At 59.5% G+C, this 23,212-nt stretch carries 20 protein-coding genes and 1 pseudogene; 4 read left to right on the forward strand and 17 right to left on the reverse strand.

The genetic code is table 11. The features are described 5' to 3' along the window. The 11 genes from QZ326_RS03265 to QZ326_RS03315 form a co-directional block, all read right to left on the reverse strand. A partial coding sequence (locus QZ326_RS03265; protein WP_295741128.1) for a hypothetical protein occupies window positions 1-293 on the reverse strand: 293 nt, incomplete at its 3' end. A 118-nt stretch (window positions 294-411) separates the two neighbouring features. After that, entirely contained in the window at window positions 412-1,197 is a 786-nt protein-coding gene (locus tag QZ326_RS03270) for an A24 family peptidase (protein WP_295741130.1), read from the reverse strand. A gap of 434 nt (window positions 1,198-1,631) precedes the next feature. Next, the gene (locus QZ326_RS03275; protein ID WP_295741132.1) at window positions 1,632-2,060 is read right to left on the reverse strand and encodes a prepilin-type N-terminal cleavage/methylation domain-containing protein; all 429 of its coding nucleotides are present in this window, start codon (window positions 2,058-2,060) and stop codon (window positions 1,632-1,634) included. A 239-nt stretch (window positions 2,061-2,299) separates the two neighbouring features. Continuing rightward, complete coding sequence (locus QZ326_RS03280; protein WP_295741134.1) at window positions 2,300-2,716, reverse strand: type II secretion system protein; 417 nt, start codon at window positions 2,714-2,716, stop codon at window positions 2,300-2,302. 171 nt (window positions 2,717-2,887) lie between these two features. Continuing rightward, on the reverse strand, window positions 2,888-4,096 hold the full coding sequence (locus QZ326_RS03285) for a type II secretion system F family protein (RefSeq protein ID WP_295741136.1): 1,209 nt from the start codon (window positions 4,094-4,096) through the stop codon (window positions 2,888-2,890). Between the two features lie 12 nt (window positions 4,097-4,108). Beyond that, window positions 4,109-5,200 (reverse strand): type IV pilus twitching motility protein PilT, encoded by a 1,092-nt coding sequence (locus tag QZ326_RS03290; RefSeq protein ID WP_295741138.1) that lies wholly within the window; start codon window positions 5,198-5,200, stop codon window positions 4,109-4,111. 11 nt (window positions 5,201-5,211) lie between these two features. After that, a complete protein-coding gene (locus QZ326_RS03295) occupies window positions 5,212-6,903 on the reverse strand; it encodes a GspE/PulE family protein (RefSeq protein ID WP_295741140.1) in 1,692 nt (563 codons plus the stop codon). Further along, complete coding sequence (locus tag QZ326_RS03300; RefSeq protein WP_295741142.1) at window positions 6,900-7,412, reverse strand: type II secretion system protein J; 513 nt, start codon at window positions 7,410-7,412, stop codon at window positions 6,900-6,902. Before QZ326_RS03300 ends, QZ326_RS03295 begins: the two co-directional genes overlap by 4 nt. Then, the gene (locus QZ326_RS03305; RefSeq protein ID WP_295741143.1) at window positions 7,409-7,735 is read right to left on the reverse strand and encodes a hypothetical protein; all 327 of its coding nucleotides are present in this window, start codon (window positions 7,733-7,735) and stop codon (window positions 7,409-7,411) included. The genes QZ326_RS03300 and QZ326_RS03305 overlap by 4 nt, the downstream gene beginning before the upstream one ends. A 20-nt stretch (window positions 7,736-7,755) precedes the next feature. Continuing rightward, complete coding sequence (locus QZ326_RS03310; RefSeq protein ID WP_295741145.1) at window positions 7,756-8,457, reverse strand: hypothetical protein; 702 nt, start codon at window positions 8,455-8,457, stop codon at window positions 7,756-7,758. A 72-nt stretch (window positions 8,458-8,529) separates the two neighbouring features. Then, a complete protein-coding gene (locus QZ326_RS03315; protein ID WP_295741147.1) occupies window positions 8,530-15,207 on the reverse strand; it encodes a type II secretion system protein in 6,678 nt (2,225 codons plus the stop codon). Window positions 15,208-15,519: 312 nt separating this feature from the next. On the opposite strand from QZ326_RS03315, the gene QZ326_RS03320 reads away from it, so the two are divergent. After that, the gene (locus QZ326_RS03320; protein ID WP_295741149.1) at window positions 15,520-15,867 is read left to right on the forward strand and encodes a helix-turn-helix domain-containing protein; all 348 of its coding nucleotides are present in this window, start codon (window positions 15,520-15,522) and stop codon (window positions 15,865-15,867) included. 11 nt (window positions 15,868-15,878) lie between these two features. Here QZ326_RS03320 and QZ326_RS03325 read toward each other — a convergent pair whose 3' ends face one another. Beyond that, complete coding sequence (locus QZ326_RS03325) at window positions 15,879-16,106, reverse strand: hypothetical protein (protein ID WP_295741151.1); 228 nt, start codon at window positions 16,104-16,106, stop codon at window positions 15,879-15,881. 228 nt (window positions 16,107-16,334) lie between these two features. Here QZ326_RS03325 and QZ326_RS03330 point away from each other — a divergent pair, with 228 nt between their 5' ends. Continuing rightward, window positions 16,335-17,078, forward strand: coding sequence for a LytTR family DNA-binding domain-containing protein (locus QZ326_RS03330; protein WP_295741153.1), 744 nt, complete (start codon window positions 16,335-16,337; stop codon window positions 17,076-17,078). Window positions 17,079-17,081: 3 nt separating this feature from the next. Continuing rightward, entirely contained in the window at window positions 17,082-18,572 is a 1,491-nt protein-coding gene (locus QZ326_RS03335; RefSeq protein WP_295741155.1) for a sensor histidine kinase, read from the forward strand. 677 nt (window positions 18,573-19,249) lie between these two features. Here the strand turns inward: QZ326_RS03335 and QZ326_RS13380 are convergent. Continuing rightward, on the reverse strand, window positions 19,250-19,396 hold the full coding sequence (locus tag QZ326_RS13380; RefSeq protein WP_365328221.1) for a hypothetical protein: 147 nt from the start codon (window positions 19,394-19,396) through the stop codon (window positions 19,250-19,252). Between QZ326_RS13380 and QZ326_RS03340 the strand changes: the two genes are divergently transcribed. Next, entirely contained in the window at window positions 19,348-19,539 is a 192-nt protein-coding gene (locus QZ326_RS03340; protein WP_295741157.1) for an IS3 family transposase, read from the forward strand. The two genes, QZ326_RS13380 and QZ326_RS03340, sit on opposite strands and share 49 nt — an antisense overlap. A gap of 193 nt (window positions 19,540-19,732) precedes the next feature. On the opposite strand, the gene QZ326_RS03345 is transcribed toward QZ326_RS03340, so the two are convergent. The 4 genes and pseudogenes from QZ326_RS03345 to QZ326_RS03360 form a co-directional block, all read right to left on the reverse strand. Next, window positions 19,733-21,661 carry a nucleoside-diphosphate sugar epimerase/dehydratase gene (locus QZ326_RS03345; RefSeq protein ID WP_295741159.1) on the reverse strand — a complete coding sequence of 643 codons (1,929 nt, stop codon included), beginning with the start codon at window positions 21,659-21,661 and terminating at the stop codon, window positions 19,733-19,735. A gap of 508 nt (window positions 21,662-22,169) precedes the next feature. Then, on the reverse strand, window positions 22,170-22,655 hold the full coding sequence (locus QZ326_RS03350) for a helix-turn-helix domain-containing protein (RefSeq protein WP_295741161.1): 486 nt from the start codon (window positions 22,653-22,655) through the stop codon (window positions 22,170-22,172). 152 nt (window positions 22,656-22,807) lie between these two features. Beyond that, window positions 22,808-22,915: pseudogene (locus QZ326_RS03355) on the reverse strand (TnpV protein); the annotation flags it as partial. Between the two features lie 42 nt (window positions 22,916-22,957). After that, window positions 22,958-23,212 (reverse strand): hypothetical protein (locus tag QZ326_RS03360; RefSeq protein ID WP_295741162.1); only part of this gene is annotated, 255 nt, incomplete at its 5' end.

Raw genomic sequence — 23,212 nt, forward strand, 5'->3', positions numbered from 1 at the left:
TCATAGGGCAGGTTCATCAAAAGCTGCTCCGTGGTCATCCGGGGCATGGTCACCATCCGGCAGATCACCTGGCTGGGGGGCAGCACCAGCGCCGCCTCGCCCCGGGGCAGCCGCAGGTCCTTTTTCGCCTGCCGCAGAAATTGCGCAAAGGCGTGGGGCAGGGCGATGCCGCCGCTGTCCACCAGATTCTCCGGCAGGGCGGCCTCCTCCAGCCGGACGCTTCCGCCCTGCCGGACCGCCACCTTCATACTGCTGCTTCCAATGTCAAAGCCCAGCCGCGTTTTCCCCATCATCTCTTCTCCTTTTCCTTTCAGATGCTGTACCGGCCGCCAAACCGTGTGAATTCCATGATCTTTTAACAGCGGCAATTCCGGCCGCAAAGACAGATGCTGCGGCGATTGGCACCGCCCTTTAAAACAGGCCGAAATACCACCGGATCACCGGCCCGCCGAAACACACCGCACTCAGCGCCCCCGCCGCCAGAAAGGGTCCAAAGGGTACCGCCGCATCCCCCCGCCTTCCCGCCAGAGCTGCCCACAGCAGCCCCAGCAGGCACGAGAGCAGCAGACCCAGCAGCAGCTCCGCCCAGCTCATGTACAGGGCCAGGGAGAAAAGCAGCTTGAGATCCCCGCCGCCCATGACCTCCCGGCCCAGGAGCTTTTCCGCCGCCAACACCAACGCCAGCAGCACCGCCGGGACGGTGCAGGCCATGAGAATTTCCAGCGCCGCCTCCACCGGACGCTCCCGCAGGAGCGCCAGCCACAGCAGGCGGTTGGCGGCCAGGGCCAGCAGCAGAGAATCGGGGATGATCCGCTCCGCCGCGTCCGTCAGGCTGAGGGCCAGCAGCAGACCGGCCCAGACGAGCCACTGTCCCAGCGCTGGCCGGGGGCCGAACCGCAGCCCCAGACAGAGGAACATCCCCGCCCCCGCCAGCTCCGCCAGCAGGCACTCCGACGGGATCTTTCCGCCGCAGAAGCGGCACCGCCCCCGCCGCAGGAGGTAGCTGAACACCGGCACCAGGTCCCGGGCCCCCAGGGGATGGCCGCAGGCGGTGCACCGGGACCGGCCCCTGTGCCAGGGCTCCCCGGCGGCCCGGCGGGAGACGGCGCAGTCCAGAAAGCTCCCCAGCACCGCGCCCAGCACCGCCAGCCACAGGCACAGGTATGCCGTTATCACCATATTCTCATTCCACGGCACACCTTTCAACTCCTTTTTCCGAAATCGGATTTTTATTTTTCGCATACAATGTATTGAAGAGGATAAAAAGATTCTGAAAAAGATCAACGGCCTTGTGAAAAAGGCGGAGCGCACACCGTTTGGCGGCAAGGACAAGCCGGAGCCGCCGCATCATGGACGGGGACCGGCCGGTCTACCGTCTAAAAAACGGCGTACTGGAAATGCTCTCCCGCAAAGGCCACTGCGGCGCGTGACCGCCAGTCCCCGCTGGGGGCCGGTTTTCGCTGCGCCGGAGCGGGGTGAAGGGCGCGGGGGCCATGGGGCAGACGCCCTCCGGAGACCGCGGTTACCCCGCAGCCTCCGGAGGACGCCCGCACTGCGGGCGTCCTGAAAATCTCTGTTGTTTGGTGGCTAAAAGATGCTAAGGCAAATTTTTACTATTATCAGCTATGCTCTTATTCCCACGCAACAGATTTAATATCACCACTAGCCTGATCGATTGTTACCTTAATGCCATTACCTTTGGGGCTACCCGTTGCACCATTCGATCCACTTCCAGCTGTTGACAGTCCATAGTTAAAATGATCCTCAGCAGGTTCTGTATCCACAATTTTCCCCTGATGTGTGGAAGAATCAATGCTATAATAAAGCTCTAAAACGCCAGTAACACCTTCTTCAAAATTTGTAAGATAATATGCTTCTGCTAAGCTCATCGCTGAACGTTCATTTGCTTCATCGACTCCTTCTCTGGCTTTTTCAAGAGTTGTCCCAATCAGCGGGATCGACACCGCAATCAGAATGGCGATAATTGCCACGACGATCAGCATTTCAACCAGGGTGAAGCCGCCCTGGTTCTTGAGCTTCGCTTTCAGTTTGTTCATCATTGAAATCTCTCCATTTCTGGAGCAGGGTCCGGCATGCGGGTCCTGCCTCCTGTTCTTTTTCTCAGGGGGGACAGTTCCCATCGTCTACCCACGGGTAGACGATAAACCATATGGTTTATGCCTTCCGTGGGGGAGATTCAATTCTCACTTTGATACGACAGGGGCCATCCCCCAACCTTTTTCGCCAACCCAGGTGCGGTTGAGGGAGTGTGTAATTCACGTGCGGGAGTTAATGCCGATTAGGTTTTAGCTACCCATTCAGCAGAAATCTTACCATCAGTAGAAATTGTCACTTCGATGATATGGCCAGCAGCACTTCCGCATACACCATTTGCAGAAGTGCAGGTGCACTCCGCTGGTGTTGCTTCATCCTTAGTTTCTGTCAAGTTCCCCTGATGGGTCTTTGAATCCACATGATAATACCGTGTCTGCTCTACAGTAGAAGCGTCAATCTCACCGCTAAGGTACTGAATGTTGCCCAACGCTATTGCGTCGCGGAGATTTGCCTGGTCAACAGCTTCTCTGGCTTTCTCCAGTGACGAACTCACCATAGGAATCGATATGGCAACCAGAATAGCGATAATGGCCACCACAATCAGCATCTCTACAAGGGTAAAGCCCTCGTGTCTCTGTAATTTTTCCCTCAACCCTTTCATTGTCAGGAAAAATCCTCCTTTCGTTCCTCGACATGGACTTATATTCAGAGCCCGGGTTGGCAAAGGCTCGGAATAGCAAAACGGGTTTCGTTGTGCCACTCTATATGGAACGCGGTGTCCGCGGTCCCGCAGGGACCGCCGCCCGCCTTGTTTTTCAATCACCGGCGGGGGTTATATCGCGCTGTACATGCTGAACATGGGCAGATACACCGCCATGAGGATGAACACCACGAATATGGCCAGAACCACAATGATGGCCGGCTCCAGCAGGCTCAGCGCCCGCTTTACCCGCACGTCCACCTCGCTGTCGTAATACTCCGCCAGCACCTGGAGGGTGGACTCCATAGAGCCGGTGGCCTCGCCCACGGCGGTCATCTGCACCAGCATGGGGGGCAGTTCCCGGGCGTAGCTCATGCATTCCCCCAGGGGGCGCCCCCCCTCCACGCCGGGCAGCGTCTGCAGCACCTCGCCGGACATGCACAGGTTCGTCATGGTCCGTCCGGAGACTTCAATGGCCTGCAAAATGGGCATTCCCGCAGTGAGCAGGGTGCTCATGGTGTGGGCAAACTGGCTGGCTCCGGACATCCGGACAATCTCCCCCACCATGGGGATTTTTAACTGCGCCCGGGCCAGGGCGGGGCCTCCCTTCTCCGTCAGCCCGTACAGCCGCAGGAGAAAGACCGCCAGGGCGAACACGCCCAGCAGCACCAGTCCCCAGTTCTGGAAGAAACGGGACATTCCAATCAGGGTCCTGGTCACCCAGGGAAGCTCAATCTCCAGGCTCTCAAACATGCCGGTAAAGGTGGGGACAGCATAACCCATGATAATCATCACCACCACCGCCGCCACCACCAGCACAAAGGCCGGGTAGGTCAGGGCGCTGACCACGCTCTCCCGGGTCTTGTTCATCCGCTCGAAGTAGTCCGCCATCCGCCGGAAGGAGGACAGCAGGTCACCGGATTCCTCTCCGGCCCGCACCGTCTCCCGGAAGGTGGCAGGAAGGGTTTTCTCCCCCCGTTGGGAAAAACTGTAGCTCAAGGACCAGCCGTTGGACACGTCCTCGGACACCTGCCGCAGCAGCTGGGCCAGGGCCTTGTCGGCGCACTGCTCCGCCGCCAGGTCCACAGTCTGCACCAGGGGCAGCCCCGCCTTGAGAATGATGGAGAACTGGCGGCAGGTCAGGGCCAGGCTCTTGGCGGTAATCCGGTGGAAACAGGCCAAGGGGTCCCGGGAGGCCGTCCGCGGGATCTCCTTCAGGCTGAGAACCACCTCGCAGCTCTGGCGGATCTGGGCCACGGCGTCAGTGCGGCTCACCGCCTCCACCACGCCGGAGACCTGTTCGCCGCCGGCGTAAACCGCCTCGTATTTATACGTAGGCACAGGCCGCCTCCCTTATATCCGCCGGAAGCCGGGGACAGGCTCCGCCCCCGCCGCCGGCTGGGACGGGCCGTTCCGCCCCGCCTGGGACGGATCCCGCAGGGCGGCCTGCCAGGTCTCTTTGCTGATGGTCCCGGCGTTCAGCAGGCTCTGGAGCGCCCTGTCCATCAGGATGTTGCCCATGTTTCCGGTGGTCTGAATGGCATTGACAATCTGGGGGGTCTTGCCCTCCCGGATCAGGTTGCGGATGGCTCCATCCACCTTCATCACCTCACAGCAGACCACCCGGCCCCCGCCCACCTTAGGCAAAAGCTGCTGGCTGAGCACGGCCCGCAGCGTCATGGACAGCTGGAGGCGGATCTGCTGCTGCCGCTCCGCCGGAAACACGTCCACAATGCGGTCAATGGAGTCGGCGGCGGAGTTGGTGTGGACGGTGCCCAACACCAGATGCCCCGTCTCAGCGGCGGTGAGGGCCGTCTCAATGGTCTCCAGATCCCGCATCTCACCCACCAAAATTACGTCCGGGTCCTCCCGCAGGGCGGCACGCAGTCCAGAGGCAAAGCTGGCAGTGTCCCGCCTGATCTCCCGCTGGTTGATGACGCATTTGTCCGGGGTGTAGACGTACTCGATGGGGTCCTCCAGGGTTAGGATGTGCTTGCGCTCACTGTGGTTGATCCGGTTCAGCACCGCCGCCAGGGTGGTGGATTTGCCGGAGCCGGTCTCGCCGGAAATGAGCACCAGTCCCTGACCGTAGGCGGGAAACTCTGCGGCGGCCTTGGGCAGGCCCAGCTCGCCGAGATCCGGAATATGGTCGTTCAAAAGCCGGATGGCGGCGGACCAGCCCCCCCGCTGGCGGAAGAGGTTGATCCGGCACCGCACGCCGGCGATGGTCAGCGCCAGGTCGGCCTCGCCCACCGTCTCCGCCCTCCGGAAGTCCCCTTCGGCCAGCTCCATGGCGGCCGTCAGGCAGTCCTCCGCTGTCAGGCAGTTGGAGCACATCTCCCGGATCTCTCCGTTTACGCGATACCGGGGCGTCAGCCCCTGAACCAGGTGGATATCGGATGCCCTGTCCCGCAGGGCCTGTTCTACAAACTGTTCTACAATCATGTGTTACCTCCTCAGCCGCCCAACACCCGGTGGATCTCCTCAGCGGTGGTCAAACCGCTCAGCACCAGACGGCGGCAGTCTTCCATCATTGGCCGGAACCCGGAGGAGGCAATGGCCGCCTCCAGCTCCTCCAGGGAACGCTTGTGAATCGCCCGGCGGATATCCGGCGTCACCGGCAGAATCTCAAAGGCGCCGGTGCGGCCGCGGTAGCCGGTGCCGAAGCACTCCCCGCAACCCACGCCCCTGTAAAAGCGGACGTCTCCGGCGGGCAGTCCTAGGGCGGCCTGTTCCTCCGGCGTGGGGGTGTATGGCCGGCGGCAGTAGGGGCAGACCCGGCGCACCAGCCGCTGGGACACGATGCCCTGCACCGCCCCCGCGATGAGGTACGACTCCACGCCGATATCCAGTAGCCGGTCCACAGAGCTGACGGCGTTGTTGGTGTGGACGGTGGAGAGCACCAAATGCCCCGTCATGGCGGCCCGCATGGCGATCTCCGCCGTCTCGCCGTCCCGAATCTCACCTACGGCGATAATATCCGGGTCCTGCCGCAGCACGGACCGCAGCACATTGGCAAAGGTCAGCCCGTTCCGCTCGCTGATCTGCACCTGACACACGCCGTCGATGTGGTACTCCACAGGGTCCTCCAGGGAGACCAGATTCACCTCGTCGCTCTTGAGGCGTTTGATCATAGCGTAGAGGGTGGAGGTCTTGCCGGAACCCGTGGGACCCACCATCAGGATCATCCCCTCGGTGGTGCGGTCCACCATCTGGCAGAACCGCTCCAGATTCTCCCCCGCCAGGCCAATGCCTTCCAGTGTGGCCAGCTCCGGCGTCTTGCGCAGGAGGCGGATGACCACCTTCTCCCCGTGGATGGTAGGCAGGGTGGAAATTCGCAGGTCCAGGGGCTCCTGGCGCACCGTGACATTGGCGCGGCCGTCCTGTGGGATGTTTTTCTGGGCGATGTCCATACGGGCCATGATCTTCATCCGGGAGATTACGGAACTCTGGAGTTCCCGGGGCACCGGAATGATGGGACGCAGCGCCCCGTCGATACGCATCCGGATGGTCACGCCCTCCTCGCCGGGTTCCACATGGATGTCGCTGGCCCCCTCGCTGCAGGCCCGGTCGATGATGGAGTTTACCAGCCGGATGGCCGGGGCGGCATCTGCCTCGGCCTCGTCAACCGTCACACTCTGCTGGCCGGCCCCGGCGGAGGCGCCGTACTGGCTGCCCTGCAGGTCCCGCTGCATGTCTTCAATGGCCTGCATGGCCCCCTGGTTGCTGTACAGGTTCTGCACCGCCCGCTCCGTGGCGGAGGCGGTGGCGATCATGGGGATAACCCGCCGCCGGGTCACCGCCCGGACTTCCTCGATGGCCACAAAATTCAGCGGATCCGCCATGGCCAGATGGATGTCCGACCGGGTGGCTCTCACCGGCACCACAATGTGCTTTTTCGCTATGCTCTTGGGGAGAATCTGGGCCATCTCCGGCGAAATGGCATATGTATTCAGATCGATAAACTCCACTCCCAGCTGGCTCATCAGCGTATCGATCAACTGCTTTTCGGTGATAAAGCCGCGGTCCTGCAAAATCGAACCCAGACGTTGTCCGGTGTCCGCCTGAAGCGACAGCGCCTCGTCCAGCTGCCCCTGGGCAATTGCGCCGCTCTTGACCAGCAGGTCGCCCAGCTTCACATACTTCATGGCGTCGTCTCTCCCTCCTCCGGCGTCCCCCCGTATGGGTTCAGGCACCGGACCATCAATGTCCTCTCCCCGGAGATGTCCTCCGTCTTTTGACCCACCTCCAGCGCCACGGTGAAACAGCCATCCGCAAAACTGATATCCATGGTCCTGACCACATAGGCCCCCTTGCCGTAGGCTCCCGGGGGCAGGACGCGCTTACCACCGGCGTAGACTTGGCCATCCGGGCCGATCACAAGGCTGACCGTTTCGCCCGAGGCGTCCTGATAGTCCGTCAGCTTTCCGCCCGCATCGGTCTCCACCTCCTGGGCGTAGCGCAGATCATCCCCCAGTACATTCGCCAATGTGGACAGCAGCAGCTGCACCTCGGAGTGCGCGATCATGGTCCGGTAGCTCCGCACAGCCATCTGCATCCCCGTGTTCAGCATCATCCCCAGCAGGATCAGAACCGCCACGGCGGCCAGCATCTCCACCAGCGTCAGTCCGGCCGCCTCTTTCAGCTTCCGCCTCATGCCCCGCCCCCTCCGGCGGAGAGGGCGTAGGATACCGCGCCGCTGCCGCCGTAGAGCGTAACCGGCAGGGGGATCATCTCCACGCCATCCGCCGAGTACTGCAATTTCACAGTCCCGGGGTCCTCCGGCATGGGCGCCGCCTGCCCCTCTGCGGCGGACAGGGCTTGGTAATACGCCCCGTCCATCTCCTGGGCACTCTTGCCGGTCTGGGCGGAGGCCATTATGGCACCGAACAGCAGCGCCACGGACAGCGTTCCGATGACGATGGAGGCCATAGCCTCCACCAGGGTCTCCCCCCGGCTGCCGCACAGTTTTCGCTTCACCTGTTCACCGCTCCCTTCTTCTACTTCTTCTCAATCCACTCCAGTTCCCACTTGACAGCCCCGGTGAAAACCGGTGTCCCCGAGGGGACGCTGGCAAATACCGCGCCGGCGGGCGGCGTGTATTTCACTTCCTGGGGAACGCCGGCGGACGCCAGCTCCGCTTCCAAGGTGTATACGTAGCCCTTCTCATCCATGCTCCCCAGGGCGGCAGTCAAATGGATGCGCTTTCCCCTGTTCTCCAGCCGGAGCGTGACAGTGACCGGCTCCTCAAGTCCCGGCAGGCCGCTGCCATCCACCGTCAAAACCAGCTCGTGCTCCGCGGAGGGTTGAGAGGGCTGCGCCTGGAAGCCCCTGGCCGTGAAGGCCTCCCCGTACATGCCGTCCAGCTCCTCGAGAAAGAAGCCGCGCAGCGCATCCGCCAGGTTGCCGCCTGTCAGCGTACCCTCCGCCTGTCCGCACCAGTAGTAGTCCGTTCTGGTCATGCCGACGGCTTCCCCCTTCTCGTTTTTCTCCTCATTTTCCACAAACCACTCGGCGTACTGGTACTCTCCCGTGTATGCCATCTCCTCCAGCTCGCCGCACACCAGCCGGAGTCCGGAGGACAATGTCAGATACTTCTGCTGCTCCGTCCGGCCGCCCTGGAGCTTGCCCGCGTTGGACACCGCCGCCATCAGAAGGGACGACGCCACCATCATGCACACCAACAGAAACAGCAACGCCATCAGGATGGACGCCCCCCGGCTGCTCTTCAGTTTTTCACGCAGACACTCCAGGGGACGCCCTCCTCTCTGCATCTAATTTCCGGCCGCAGGCGGCCTGACCGGAGTCATAACCACCGTGTGGTCCAGCCCATCCATGGTCAGGGCAAGCGTCAGCTCCGGCGCGTTCTGGTTCGCTGGCACACCCTCCAGGGTAATGACGTTATCCTTCACGGCGGCGGTGACGCCGGTCCCCTCCGGGAGACTCGCCGACAGCACTGTAACGCTGTGCTCACCGAAGCCGCCGCTGAAATCAATGGTACAGGTGCCGTCCTGCCAGACGGCCTCCGGCAGCGCAAGTACGGTAACCGCCAGCGTGTGAGGCTGCTCCGTATCCTTATAAATATAGGTATAACCGATGCTCACCATGGACGGAACCTCCAACGCGGGCGCACCGGCCTCCGCCGTAAGCAGAACATGGGATTCGTTCTCCTCCGGCACCTCCGCGCGGATCAGGTCACTGCTGCTACCGGGGGTGACCAGGCGCAGGTCCTGCGGGGACTGCTCCAGATATTCGCCGCCGCCAGCGGCGGTGACCGGAGTCCGCCCCCAGGGCGTCATCGCCAGCTCCACCCGGCCGCCGGGGAACACCGCCGCCGTGCTGGGACGCAGCTCCAAATAGGCGGTCACGTTGACCGTGACGGCAAGGGGATAGGTGACGCCCCCGTATGTGTATTTAACTGTCACCTTCGTGGTCCCCTCACCCACAGCGGCCACCTCCAGGCGGCCGGCCTGGGTAACCGTCCCGGAGGCAATGGTCCCGTCTCCGCTCTCCACACTCCACTGTCCGCCTGCGGGCACGCCCTCCAGTGTCAGATTCTCGGGGTACGTCCGCTTTGTGTACAGGTCCAGGGCGATGGGTGCGCCTCCGTTGTCCCGCCTGATTCCGTTGAGCGGCCACATGCCGTAGTGGACACAGTTGGCCCCTTTGTCCCGCGTGAGAATCGTGGGGAAGGGATAATCCAGGCCCTCCAGCTCCGGACGGCCGCCGGGCGGGTAGCTGTATTTGCCCGCCACGCCGTACCCGTCGATCCGGGAAGTGACGGGGCGGAAAGGTCCTGCCTCCCGGGCCGCCTCGTCGCTGCCGGCAAAGTTGTTCAGGCGCTGATAGATCGTCCGCCCACCAATATCATCCTGCCCTGCCAGTTGTCTGTGGGTCACGCTGGCGGCCTGGGCGTCGTTCAGGTCCGTCTTGATGCCGCTGATGCCGCTTTGGTTCTTTTTCAGCGTCTCGCTCCCCAGGTAGTAGCAGTTTGTGATGGTGCAAATGCCGTGGTTGGCCTTGTTGTCCCAGTTTGCCAACGCCGACGCCGCAGAGTTGATCTCACCGGTGCCGCCCAGGGCATAGAGGGACTGGATCTTGTTATACCCGTCCGCCTTTACCTCCGGCAGGACCACATAGCTGTAACAGTTCGTCAGGTTGTTGTTTGTAGTGTTGCTCACATTTCCCCGTGTATCATAGGCCTCCGTTCCGATCATAATTCCGCCGCTGGGCTGCAGGGGCTTGAAGTAGCTGCCTCCCACGATCCCGCCGATGTAGATACTGCCGCCGAGATTGGACTGGTTCTCCAGCTTCCTCACTTCGATCTCCCCTCCGGCATAGCTGTTGCTGATGGTCCTCTGGGAGGCTCCCGCCAAGCCGCCAATTCGGATGTTGTCCACACTTTTGATACTTCCGGGAAAGACGATGGTGGTCTCCGCGGCGCACTTTTCCATATCCATGAAGGAGATTCCCACCAGGCCGCCGATCTCGGCGCCGCCCCAGTTGTTGCCGCCTCCCTCCCGCATTCTGACGTCCGCCTCGATCCGGTAGCCCGCCACGGAGCAGTTCTGAATTGCGCTCTCACCGTCGGCGGCCGCCAGGCCCGCCAGACCGCCGATTGCGTACCAGCAGCTGTTCGTCTGGCCGCTCTCATTGCGGTAGCTGACGACCTCTCCGGAAAACAGAACGATGTTTTTCAGTGTGCCGTTGTACACGATGCCAAACAGTCCCGCACAGGAGGACCGCTGCCCCTTGATGTTGACATTCTCGATCACGTAGTCGTCCCCGTCATAGGTGCCGCAGAACCAGCCGTTGAGGGTGCCCGTTCTGCCGGTGCTCACGTCATAATACTCGGCAATGGGCGTGTAATACCGCTTGGTCCCGTCGGCGTTCTCCCGGCCTCTGATATCGTGGCTCTGCGTCCAGCAATACTTTCCGGTGTCGCCGGAGTTGGACAGATAGGGGAACCGGCTGATGTCTGTGCCGCTTTCAATCACCGTACTGGTGTTCCGCGTACTGCTGTTCCAGTTGATGAACTGGAACTGCTCGACGGACCGCACGCCGTAGACGTTGTTCTCGCTGCCCGGCGCCGCCTTTCCGGTGACCGGCGCACCGTTTTCCACGCTCCAGCTGTTGTCGGGAAGCCTCACCGACATGGCGTCGGCAAAGAGGGGATTCAGGGTAAACAAAACCTGAGTGCTGTTTGCGCCGTGATCCTGGGTCAGCTGCAGCGTGGCATTAGGGCTGGCGGCGGCAGCCCCGTAGGGATACAGTCCCCCCTCCTGATCCAGGCCGAAGGTCCGGTAGGAGTGGAACACAAACTCCTCGTTCTGTCCCTCCGCGCTCTTGCTCTGCTCCGCCAGCACCTCGTTTACGCGCCTTTCATACTCCGTGGGTTCCCGGTCCATGGTGAGCTGCGACCCTCTCCCGCCATCCGGTGAATAGTAGATTGTCGTATCCAGAGCGGTAAGGGGAACGTTCTTTTTGGTATAGTACCCGTATCCGTAGTTCGTCACCACGCCGCCGTCATCGTGGGCGTTGGAGAGATTGCTCCGTTTGGTGATGGTTTTCTCACCGGGCTTCACCGCCAGCACGCTGATATTGAACTTGGACTTGCCGTTGATCTCCAACTCTTCCCAGTAGTAGACGCCCATCTCACCCAGGTCCATAAGCGCGGGCCACTGGCCGTAGTGAATGGGCCTGTTGTCGGCGTCCTTCACACCGGTGGGATAGGGGAAGAGACCCCCGAGAGGTTCATCCGCGTCCATCACCTGCGCCTTTTTCATCTCCGGATTCGATCCGGAGAAGGGATTGGCCTCCAAGGCGGCGTACTTGATCCCCGCGGCCCTGTCGTCATCCCGGTGGTAATCGGCGGCATAGGATGCCTCCCGGTAGGTGAAGTTTCCCTCGTTGAGGTAATAGGTCTCCGCCTGGCTGCCGCTGCGCACGCCGCAAAAGCCATAAGTCTCCACCTGCTTCCCAGTGGACTCCAGGTCCGCCGCCGCGTAGGAGTCCCGGATGACGCCGGCATTGTAGCCCACGAAGCCGCAGATGCGGGCACTGGAGTTTTTGTCCACCACGGCCGTGATCTTTCCCACCGCGTAGGACACGGTGATCTCCCGGGCGGCGTCGTTCCGGCCCGCCAGACCGCCCACATAGGCGCTGGCGTAGCTGGAGCAGTCGGCAGACAGGGAGGCGGACTCGGCGGCGCTGTTTCGGATTGCGCCGCTGTTCTGCCCCACCAGGCCCCCCACATAGATGGTAGACCCGAAGGAATAGCCCGTGAGGCTGATACCGGACACGGCGCAGTTCTGTATGGTACCCGCGTTTCCGCCCGCCAGCGCACCCACATACAGCGACTGGGAGCCGTTGTCCATGGCCACGGTCACCGCCTGCTCGGGATTCATCTTGTACACGATATCCCGCAGAGTTCCAGCGGAATAGCCGAAGAGTCCCGCGTAGAACCGCTCGCTGTTCTCCTGGACGGAGAAGGTCACGCCGCGAATTCTGCGGCAGCCGCCGTCATACACACCGTGGAAGGGTTCGTTCCAGCTGCCGATGGGGGTCTGCCGGAAGGGTGCGGAAAACAGGCCGTATCCCGTATACGAGCCGTAGTCCAGATGCAGCTCCTGCCGGAAGGTATAGCGGTGCTCCCGATTGCTGTAATACTCCCTGTAGACGCTCAGATTATAGAGGTGCCGGGGCGTGCGGACGCTGGCCGTGTTTCTCCGGCCCTTCTCCACCAGCTCCTCTCCGGCGTATCTTTCGGCGGCCGCGGTGTCCCAGACGGGGACGGTTCCGCCCTCCTCCGTCTCCTCCGGCACATAGGGAACCACCGTCTCCGCGAAATGGGGATTGTAGAAATACTCTCCACTCACAGGCACAATCCCGTCGGCGTTGAGTTCAAACCTGAGGTACTGGAAGAAGTGCTCACTGGCCCCGCCAGCAACGATCATCTTCTCCGGCAGGGCAATCAGGTAGTAGTCCGCCTCGCTGCCCTCGCCATTCTCCCAGACAGCCGAAGTGAGTTCGCTTTTGCGGTAGACAGCGGACACCTCCTGAGCGCCTTCGCCGGAGGCCCAGCTGTTCTTGACGCCGTCCCAGCAGCTTCCGCCGGCGTCCCAGTAGGTGACCTGGACGTAGCCGTTCTCCGGCAGATCCTTCAGATCCGACTGCAGCAGCGCCACGGCGTACCCGTCCGAGAGGATAGTCCGCCCGTTGTCCAGTTTGCCGATCCCGGTCAAATACCGGGCGTTGCCACCGGAGAAACCGTAACGCTCCTCCCCGGGTTTTTTGACCTCATACTCCTCAAAGTAAACCAGGCTGGGTTCCTGGAATTGGGCGCCCCAGTCGCCGTAGTGGGGCAGGCCCGCCAGTCCCGGGAAGCTGTAATTCACCAGGTTCAGGTGCTCCCGGAGGTTGTAGGGCCGGGTGTCCCGGGCGGTCTTCCAGTCAAATGCGCCGCCCAGACCATCCCTGAACGCCCCGGTCCGGTCCGTCATACCGGCATAGTCCCGGCCCCACGCCTCGCTCCCGGCTATCTGACCGGAGGTTTTCAGATAGAATGTGTTCTGAAAAACACCCTCCCCGCTGTTCTCCTGCATCTCCGTCAAGCCGTAGACCGCAGCCCCGCCGTCTCCCTCCACAGGATAGCACATCGCGGAATAGACGTTTTCCGTGTAGGTCTTTCCTACTCCCAGGCACAGCCCGGCGGCCTTCTCCTCCGCATAGATGAAACCGGCGGCATAGCAGTTCTGCAGCTTCGTGCCCGCGTTCTCCTGAAGACGGCCGATCAGTCCCGCGGCGTTTTTTCCGGCCAGGTAACAGTCGGCGTAGGAATTGACAATGTCCAGGCTCCCATTGGCCGTGCCCACCAGGCCCCCGGCCATATCCCGCCCCTCCGCCAGTGTGGCCGCGAAGCAGTCGGTAATCGTATTTCCGGCATAGCTGTAGTTCAACCGTCCCACCAGGCCCCCGGCCACAGCTCCCTTAACCTGATACACGTAGCCGCCGTCCTCCGCATCGCTGCCCAGCAGCTCCCGCAGGTCTGGGTGGTCCCCGGTGGCCTCCCAGTAGACCCGGCAGTTCTCAAAAGAGGCGTACTCCGCCGTGCCGGCCAGTGCGCCGGCCACACCCGCCGCGCCGGCGTCCACTGCGGCGTTGACCAGGCGGACGTTTTGAATTGAAAATGCACCTTTGCTGTCAAACATGTTTTCCCTGTTCCCCACGCTGGAAAACAGTCCCGCCGGCTTCCCGCCGGCGCTCTCCGGCGTCACCAGCAGGCCGTAGATCTCCTTTTCACTGCCGTTGTAGGTATTCAGCTCTGAATTTTCAATGGGGCGGAACGCATACCCGGGGTAGGTCTCATTCTCCGCGCAGTAGATCCGGTCGTTCTGCTCCGCGCCGGTCTTTCCGCTCACGCCGGAAAAGCCGCTGTCCAGATTCTGGAGGTGACGCAGAAGGCGGATACCGGCCGTGCTCCCACCGCTGCCCTCGGCAAACAGACTGTTATCTGTGTCGCTGTCCGACGACTGGCTGGGCCGGTACCCGGCGGCAGACAGTCTAAGGCTGGCGGAAACCGTAAAGTCCCCGCCGTATGTATCCGTCCCGCCGAACAGATCCTTAAACTGCTCCCCGCTCCTCTCCAGCGAGTCCAGCACCCAGATGCAGGTGGTGACGGTATTGCCGTTCCGGAAAGTCGTCTTTTGGGAGAGCAGGCGTTCGCCCTCCAGAAGGGACACCTGGGTGCCACCGTACTTCAGCTCCACTTCCCGCCTCATATTCAGGCCCGGGATGGCCGACACGGAAGTCGGGATGCTGAAGGTGACCTCCACCGTCAGCTTCTCCTCATTGCGGATCAGCACGGTGACGTCCGGGGTGGGCAGGCGGCTGGAGTCATCTCCCTCCGCCATACCGCCTCCGTAGTAGCCCAGCATGGGTCTGGCCCGCATCCGTTCCACCCTGGACGCCGCCGTCCACTCGTCGTAAAACGCCTGGAAACCAGCGTCTATCAGTGTCTCAATGGACTCCTCCGCGTAAAACACGTCGGTCACGCTGCCGCTGACAGGCTCATAGACGATGTAAAAGTGTCCGTCCCACAGCGCCGGATCAATGCTTCCGGTGTCCAGCAGCGCTGCGGACAGGTTCTCAGAGGATAGGTAGTACGCCTCGCCGGCGCCGTCCTCTGCCACGGCGGCAGAAAGCAGCACCGCCCCCCCGTCCTCTACCAAGCCCCCCAGACGCTGGCTGCCCGACAACAACACCGCCTGGTGCTCAGCCGCCATGTAGATCTCCCGGGCGGCGTTGTCCAGCTCCGCGATCCGCAGGTAGTCCCGGTAATAGGCCACCGCCACGGATCCCAGGCCCAGCAGGATCACAAGGACCGCCACAGCCGCCAGCGTTTCCACAAGGGTAAAACCGCTATTCCATTTTCTCCGGTCGCATCTTCTCATCAGGATATCCCTCAGTTTGCTCTCTATCTGCCAAAATATTATTTCATATCCTTTTCGGATATGTATGACATTTTAACATATCCTAATCGGATATACAATAACTTTAAATCCAAAAAGCCCCGTAAATTTTCTCCTGCGTCCTGCTGATATAGTCAAATAACCCGAAAATGGCAGCGCTGTTCTTCAGGCGGGCTTTGCCCGCCTGCGTGTGAAACACGCAGAATTTGACTATGAAATCCCCGCAGGCATACGGCTGGGCGCCCGGTGCGGCGCCGCCCGAACAGGACCCGGAGCCGGGAAGGAGGTAGGCACATGGAACTTGATTATCAGGCCATCGGCCTGCGGATCCGCCGGCTGCGGAAAACCCGGGGGCTGACGCAGCAGTCCCTGGCGGAGATCTCCAATCAAGAGCCGTCCAATATTTCTCATATTGAGCGGGGCGCCACAAAGCTCAGTCTCCCCACTCTGGTGAACATCGCCAACGCCCTGCACGTGACGGCGGACGAGCTGCTGTGCGACAGCCTGCCGGCGGCGGACGCCGTGTATCACCGGGAGGCAGCCCGCATCCTGTCGGACTGCACCCACTCCGAGTTGAAAATCATCACTGAGACCATGCGGGCGCTGCGGGAGAGCCTGCGGGACGCCGGCCAGGCCGAATAGCCCGGCCGGCGTTACTCAGCCTGCTCCCTGGGCCAACAGCACACGCCGACCTCCAGCGCCACGGACTCCCGCAGGTGGAAGTTGGCATATCTGCAAAACCAGCAACCGCCGCTCTCGCCCAGCCGCACAACCCGCCGGGTGAAAGCCGGACAACTCTGTCCCGGCCAGACGCTGTAGCCCGTTCTGGGCTTGGAGAAAGCCCGCCTTTCCGCGTCCCTCGCCGCCAGGTCGCTTTTCATACGGTTCTCCTCCAATCTGCATCAGTCTTTGTTTCCGGGAGTACTCCCGGAAACAGCATGGGGACGTCCCCATGCTGTGCGCGCCGCACCTCCTCCGTGGGAATGGCTTGACAAGCCCGCGGCCGGCGTGTTATGTTGATTATAACAAAACCGGCTGAATTTTGGGCCTCTGCGCAAATTCTGTACCTTTTTGCGCATAATTTGCACAGAGAGCAGGAGGTGCTTCACATGATCAGACTCGCCCTCTGCGACGATGATGCGGCTCAGCGTGCCGCCGCGGGCAAACTGCTCCGGGAATATGCGGCGGCCCGGCCCGCTCTGACCGTCAAGACGTCCGTATTCTCCTCCGGCCAGGAGCTTCTGACCGCCGATGAGGAGTCCGGTGGCTTCGATATGTATGTGCTGGACATCGTGATGCCGGAGTTCTCCGGCATCGACCTGGGAATCCGCCTGCGGGAGCTGGGCAGGGACGGGGCGATCATCTACCTCACCATCTCCCCAGAATACGCGGTGGAGTCATATGCAGCCAGGGCTTTCTACTACCTCATCAAGCCCGTGGACCCCGCGCAGCTCTTCCAGGTGTTGGACCAGGCCGTAGCGGCCCTGGAGAAGCGGCGCGCAGCCTGCGTTGCGGTTCACACCCGGGAGAGCCAGCGGCTGATCCGGTTGGACGAGATCCTGTACGCGGAGCTGCTGGGCCGGACGGTGCGCTATCACCTGGTGGGCCAAACCCATCTGGACACCGTGACGCTGCGGGGTTCCTTTCTGAAGGAGACCGCCCCTCTGCTGGAGGACGTCCGCTTTTTTCAGTGCGGAGCCAGCTTCCTGGCAAACCTGTTCTATGTCACGGCCGTAGAAAAGGGTTTTCTCCGCATGGACGGCGGCGCCCGGGTTCCCCTGGCCAGGGGCCTGACCGCCTTGGCCAGGCAGCGCTGGCAAGACTACTGGCTCAACGGGCCGAAGGGGGACTGAACGATGACTTTTCTGCGGGATATTTCCTTCCTCTGGTCCATGCTCCACATCGCCGCGCTGTACCTGCTGCTCTTCGCACCCCGCTGTTCCTGGCGGACGACGCTGATCTGCAGCTCCGCCGGCATTGGAACCCTGACGGTCATCAATATGCTGCTCATGGCGCGGCAGGGACCTGTGGGTATCATGCATCTGGCCTTTTTCACCTGCACCATTCCCTCCCTTCTGCTCTTCTTCCTGCTCTCCAAACACCGGGACGGGCGCTTTTTCTTCCTTTTCTGTCTGACGGACACCATAAGCTTCTGGCTGATGCAGATCACCAACCTCATGGACCGCATGGCCGGCAACACCTATGTGGTGCTGTTTCTCAGCCGCCTGGTGCTGTTCCCAGTGGTCGAGTTCCTGCTCTGGCGGTATCTGCGCCGGCCCTATCTGGAATTGCAGGAAAAGCTCAAAAAGGGCTGGTGGCTGTTTACCGGCGTGGGGGGAACCTACTATCTGCTTCTCATGGTCACCGCCGTGCCGGTGGACACCCCCCTGCCGGACGCCGCCGGGCTGCTCCAGGTCGCCCTGGTCATGCTCCTGATGCCCCTGACCTACCTCACCATCTTGCACTCCCTCTGGCGGCAGATGCGGATGTACGAAAACAGCCGCCAGATGGAACTCCAGCAGCGGGATTACAACGCCGTATGCCAGAAGATGGAGCTGACCCAGATCTACCGGCACGATATGCGCCACCACCTGGCCACTCTGGATGAGCTGCTCCAGCAGGGCAACAGCGACGGTGCGCTCCAGTATGTCCGCACGCTGAACGGCGGGCTGGAATCTCTTACCCATCCCGCCGAGTGCGCCAACAGCACAATCAACGCCATTCTGACGGCTTACATCGTCCAGGCCGCCGACGCGGGCTGCTCCGTGGACACAAAAATCAGCCTTCCTGAGAAGCTGCCCTTTGAGGAGACAGACCTGTGCGTTATTCTGGCCAACTCCCTGGAAAACGCCATCCACGCCTGTCGGGACCTGCCTGGAGAGCAGAGGCAGATCCGCTTGGAGATGGAGCTGACGGAAAATGGGCGGCTGATTGTTTCCGTGGAAAACCCCTGCCCCCGCCAGGTGTTCTTTGATTCCAACGGCTTGCCGGAGGTCCCCAAGCGGGAGAACCACGGTCTGGGCCTGCCCAGCATCCGGGCCACGGCGAACAAGTACGGCGGTCTGTTCCGCTGCCAGTGGGAGACCGGCCGGTTTATCCTGCGGGTCGTGCTGATTCCGCTGGAACCCGCCAAGCCTCCCGTCCGCCGGACAGGCCCGCTGACCTACGGCATCCTGGTCCTTCTCCTCTGCCTAATCCTCCTCAACTGCCTTCCGTCTCTGGCCAACGCCCTGGAGGAGATCCCCGTCTTGGGGACAGTGGTCCGCGTTGTGGACCTCCGTACCTACACCCTGGCCTGGAAGGACGGCGTACGCTCCACTCCGGCGGAATGGAATAGGATAGAATAGTTCTACCTGCTCTCTGCCGCACATCCATGCGGCGGAGGCAGTCAGACGTCATCACCTGTGGTGGACCGCGGAGCCTTTTGGGGAATCCCATACCCGGTATTTCCGTGATCATTCCCGTCTTTTAGGCGGAGAAATTCCTGCCCGCCTGCGCGGATCGATGGTGCGGCAGACCTTTTCCGGCTGGAAACTGCTGCTGGTAAATGTCGGCACCAGCGAATAAATGGCTCCCGTTTTTCGAACATATCTATCCAAAAACGGGAGTTGTTCTATTCTGAAAGCTTTGTAAATACAAGACTTTCAGGCTTTTACTCCTCCTACAATATAAATTACGGTTCAAGGCACGGCAGCCAGCCGTGTCTTTTGTCTTCTCAAAGCTGAAGCTGTAGAATGGGAGAGCAAATGGCCTGACGCTTTTCACCATGGGCCAACACGCCCGTCACAGAGTCGGTCAGCCGTCTCTCTCATTCGCAGCATTCGATTTGTGCAGGTAGAGCCATCTCGTCGGAGTAAACTCCATATCACTCGCTTCCGCCTAATGGCGAAAGCCCGCTCATTACGTTACCCCTCCTCTTCCCACCGAACCCGCTTCGCCGGGCTTTGGCGGGGGCCCCGATGCTGGTGCGCTCGCGTCAGCCAGGAGATTGAACAAGCGGCGAGAAATAGAGACGGACGCCACATCAATCACACAGGAGGAGAACATGAACGCAGTAGGAATTGACGTATCGAAAGGTAAAAGCATGATGGCAGCTCTGCGGCCAATGGGTGAGGTTGCTCTGTGGCGGGATTACATAGCTGGCTCCCTGTTCTGAGATGTAAGCCCGAATCGCCTTTGCTCCATAAGCACGGTCTGCTAATACATTGCTGTAATGCGATCACTGATTATATCCATTCTTACAACCGCGAACGATATCAGAGAATGCTTGGCTGCATGGCGCCTATGGAATTCTTGGCGGCTGGAGGCAAATAAGAGCAGGAACCTCCTTACGGTGGTTCCTGTTCGTCTTTTTTCTCTGTTTTGTCTACTTGACAGGGAGCACTTCACCTGTTGTCCCTGTTTTTGTCAAAGCATACAGGGAGGCCACCAGCAGACAGGTGGGCTCTGCTTATGCCGCCTTCACAAAGCTGCGGGCCACAAAAGCTGCCCGCGGCCTTTTACACTATCAACGTACCTGCTGCCGGAAAGTTAAGACCTTCCCTGTTTTTTGCCGGCTCTGTTCCGGAATATAGACCTCCTGCCCCTGATCCCGGTTCAGTTCCTCCGGCTCGTGGAATGTAGGCACCACCTGGTGCAGTGCTCCCCGGATCACTGTAGGATCATTCTTTTCCAATGCCGCCGCCAGAATTGAAAGCTTGCGCTCCAATTCCTCCGCTGTCACAGTGGGCTGGCGCTCCACAAAGATCTGATCGTTCTCCGTTTTCTCAATGTCCCGGCTGGCAATCAGCAGCTCCTCGTAGAGCTTCTCTCCCGGCCGCAGGCCGGTCTCCACAATATCAATGTCCCGATAGGGTTTGTACCCCGACAGGCGGATCAGGTTCTCCGCCAGGTCCAGGATCTTTACCGGGCGCCCCATGTCCAGCACATAGAGCTCGTTCTGCCGGGCCATCGCTCCGGCCTGGAGCACTAGTTGGGCCGCCTCTGGAATGGTCATAAAGTACCGGATGATCCGCTTGTCCGTCACAGTGATAGGCCCGCCCTCGGCGATCTGCCGCTTGAATAGAGGCACCACAGAGCCATTGGAGCCCAATACATTGCCGAACCGCACAGCGGCAAAGGCCGTCCGGCTGCGGCCCTTCATGGACTGGACGATTATCTCGCACATCCGCTTGGTGGCGCCCATGACAGAGGTGGGATTCACTGCCTTGTCCGTAGATATCTGAATAAACTTGGAAACGCCGTATTCGTCCGCCGTCCGCACCAAATTCAACGTACCAAACACATTGTTCCGCACTGCCTCCTGAGGGCTTTGCTCCATGAGAGGAACGTGCTTGTGGGCAGCGGCGTGAAATACCACGTCGGGGCGGTAGTGGGCGAAGAGCTGCCGCAGCCGCTCCCGGTCCCGAATGGAGGCGATCTCCACCGCCAGGTCCAGCCGTCCGCCATATTTGTACAGCAGCTCCTGCTGGATATCATAGGCGTTGTTCTCATAGATGTCCACGATCACCAGCCGCCGGGGATCGTGTTTAACGATCTGGCGGCACAACTCCGAGCCGATGGACCCTCCTCCCCCGGTGACCATCACGGTCTTGCCGCCCAAGAAGGCGTCCACTGGAGCGGGGTCCAGGCGGATGGGGTCCCGGCCCAGCAGATCCTCGATCTGGATGTCCCGCATCTGAGACCGGATGGGACGCTGACTCAGCAGGTCCAGCGTGCTGGGCAGAACGCGGATTTTCACCTTGTCCAAGCCGGAGAGTTCCTGTAGAATCTCCTGCCGCCGGGCCTCAGTGATGGAGGGAATGGCCACCACGATCTCCCGGATATCCATAGCCTTTACCCGGGCGGGAATGTCCCGGATCCGGCCTTTTACCGGCACGCCCCGAACACGTCTGCCTTGCTTGGCGTTATCGTCGTCAAAAAAGCATTCGACGTGATATGGACTGTCCCGATTGCTCTGGACCTCCTCCAGCAGCTGCACACCGGCGGTACCGGCGCCTACGATGGCCATGGAGATCCGGTGGGAACCCTGACGGTACTGGAGGTGCTCCCGGCCCACACGGTAGGCAAAGCGAACCAGCAGCATGGCCAGGACCCACAGAGCGGCAATGGCGGTGAGGAGAAGAAATGAGATAACACCTGTGTCTAAAACAAAGCGGGTAATGACCTCATAGGAACAAAAGCCGCAGAAGGCCGCCATTAAAAGCGCGAGGTACTCTCTGCTCTCCGCATAACGCCAAAGACTATCATATGTATGGAAAAGAAATTGGAAAATGACTGTGCAGATGTAGAGAAGGGTCAAATGCGGGATTAAATTGCCCTGTCCCACGGCGTCTGTAAGCGAATAGCGGAGGGAGAATGTGCCTAGCACTAACGCGATCCCGATTAAAATCACAGCGTCAAACGCGAAAAGGAGAAAGTTACGAAGACGATTCATGAAGCCAAAGTCAACCTCTCTGTGTTATGGCACTTTCCGACAAACCATACCATAAATTGTCTGGAAGGAACATCGGTTACCTTTACACGACAATATATCACAATTATTTGACTTTGAAAAGGGGCATTAAAAAATTTCCGAACATTGGCGGATTCAGAGGCATCAGAGATTGTATTTCCTGTCTTTATTCTACTTCTTGTTTCATGGTGAGAAGTAGCGTTGCATAAGCAGGGATTTTTTTAACTGGCTTCCTGCCATTCCCCGATATGCTATGTATAGATTAATTCTGCATTGCATGAGCAGATAGGTAACTGCCCGAAAAAAGGACATACAAAATCCCTCCAAACTCTAAAACAGGTCTGGAGAGTGTCTGTTAAGTCTTTTCGGGCATAGCATAACCGCCCACCAAAACGCTGTTTTTTTATTTGGCAGGCGATTGCATTAAATTATTGATAGCAATAAATTAAATCTTAAATTTCTGGTTTGTTGAAATTGAAAATTTCCAAAACTATTTGTTTTTCTTAGATATAATAGTAATAATGCTCAAGGTATTAGAAATGAGAGCCATAGCCCATATAAATATAACTACAAGAATTTCCTTTGCTTTTTCAACAACTGCTAATCCACTTCCCTCTGGCAAAAGAAACATACTGGTAACCGCAAGCAAAGAAGTTATCCCCATAATGATAAACATAGTATTTTCAAATTTCTTTTCCTTTGCTTCTATCTCTTCCAGTGTATCCACAATGTTATTTTCAGCTGCTTCTTTATAATCTTCTTCATTTAATTTTTCTCCTGTTAGAATTTCATTAATGCTAATTTGGTATATATCACTCAATAGCTTCAAACATTCAATTGGTGGCATATATTTTCCTGTTTCCCATCTGGAAACAGTCTTATTTGTTACACCTACCTTTTCACCTAACTGCTCTTGTGTCATGTTATTTTGCTTTCGGAGTTCCTTTAAAAGTGCACCAATTTTTTGAACATCCATCCATAATACCTCCTTGTTTAATGCATAACATTATATAAAAATTCTATTTCTAAAATCTACCCCACAAATAGCGAAATTCAAGGAAATCAGCATTCACCTATAAATAGAGATAGCTAAAGCTGAATATATTCACTTCAAGAATTACCATATATTTACATCCAGTTGTAAGCAATTTCTCCATTGACAATCTCCATTGCACAAGCCCTTACATTATTCATTCTTCCTACCCATTCTAAAGCGTTTTCTGCTTTTAGCTGGTCGTTTCATAGTCGTTTACCTCCGATATTTTGATAGTTTGTCGTTCAACCCTTTCCCCCCGCCCTTTCCCATTCATGGGAAAGGGCGGCTCTGGAGGATATATCCCCCGCCGCGCTGGGATGGGTGGCACAGCCGGGGCGGGCTGTGCTCAGTAGCAGGCGGCGATGGGGGATATACCACCAGAGCCTCGTCTTCGCAAAGTCCGTTGCGCTCCGTTTCCGCCTGCAGCGAAAACTATGCACACTGGGCAGACGGATAGCGCCCAGCAGATCAGCCCGCTCCGCTAGATACTTCCGGAC

The sequence above is a fragment of the uncultured Oscillibacter sp. genome, assembly GCF_910587525.1.
Classification (GTDB): domain Bacteria; phylum Bacillota; class Clostridia; order Oscillospirales; family Oscillospiraceae; genus Oscillibacter.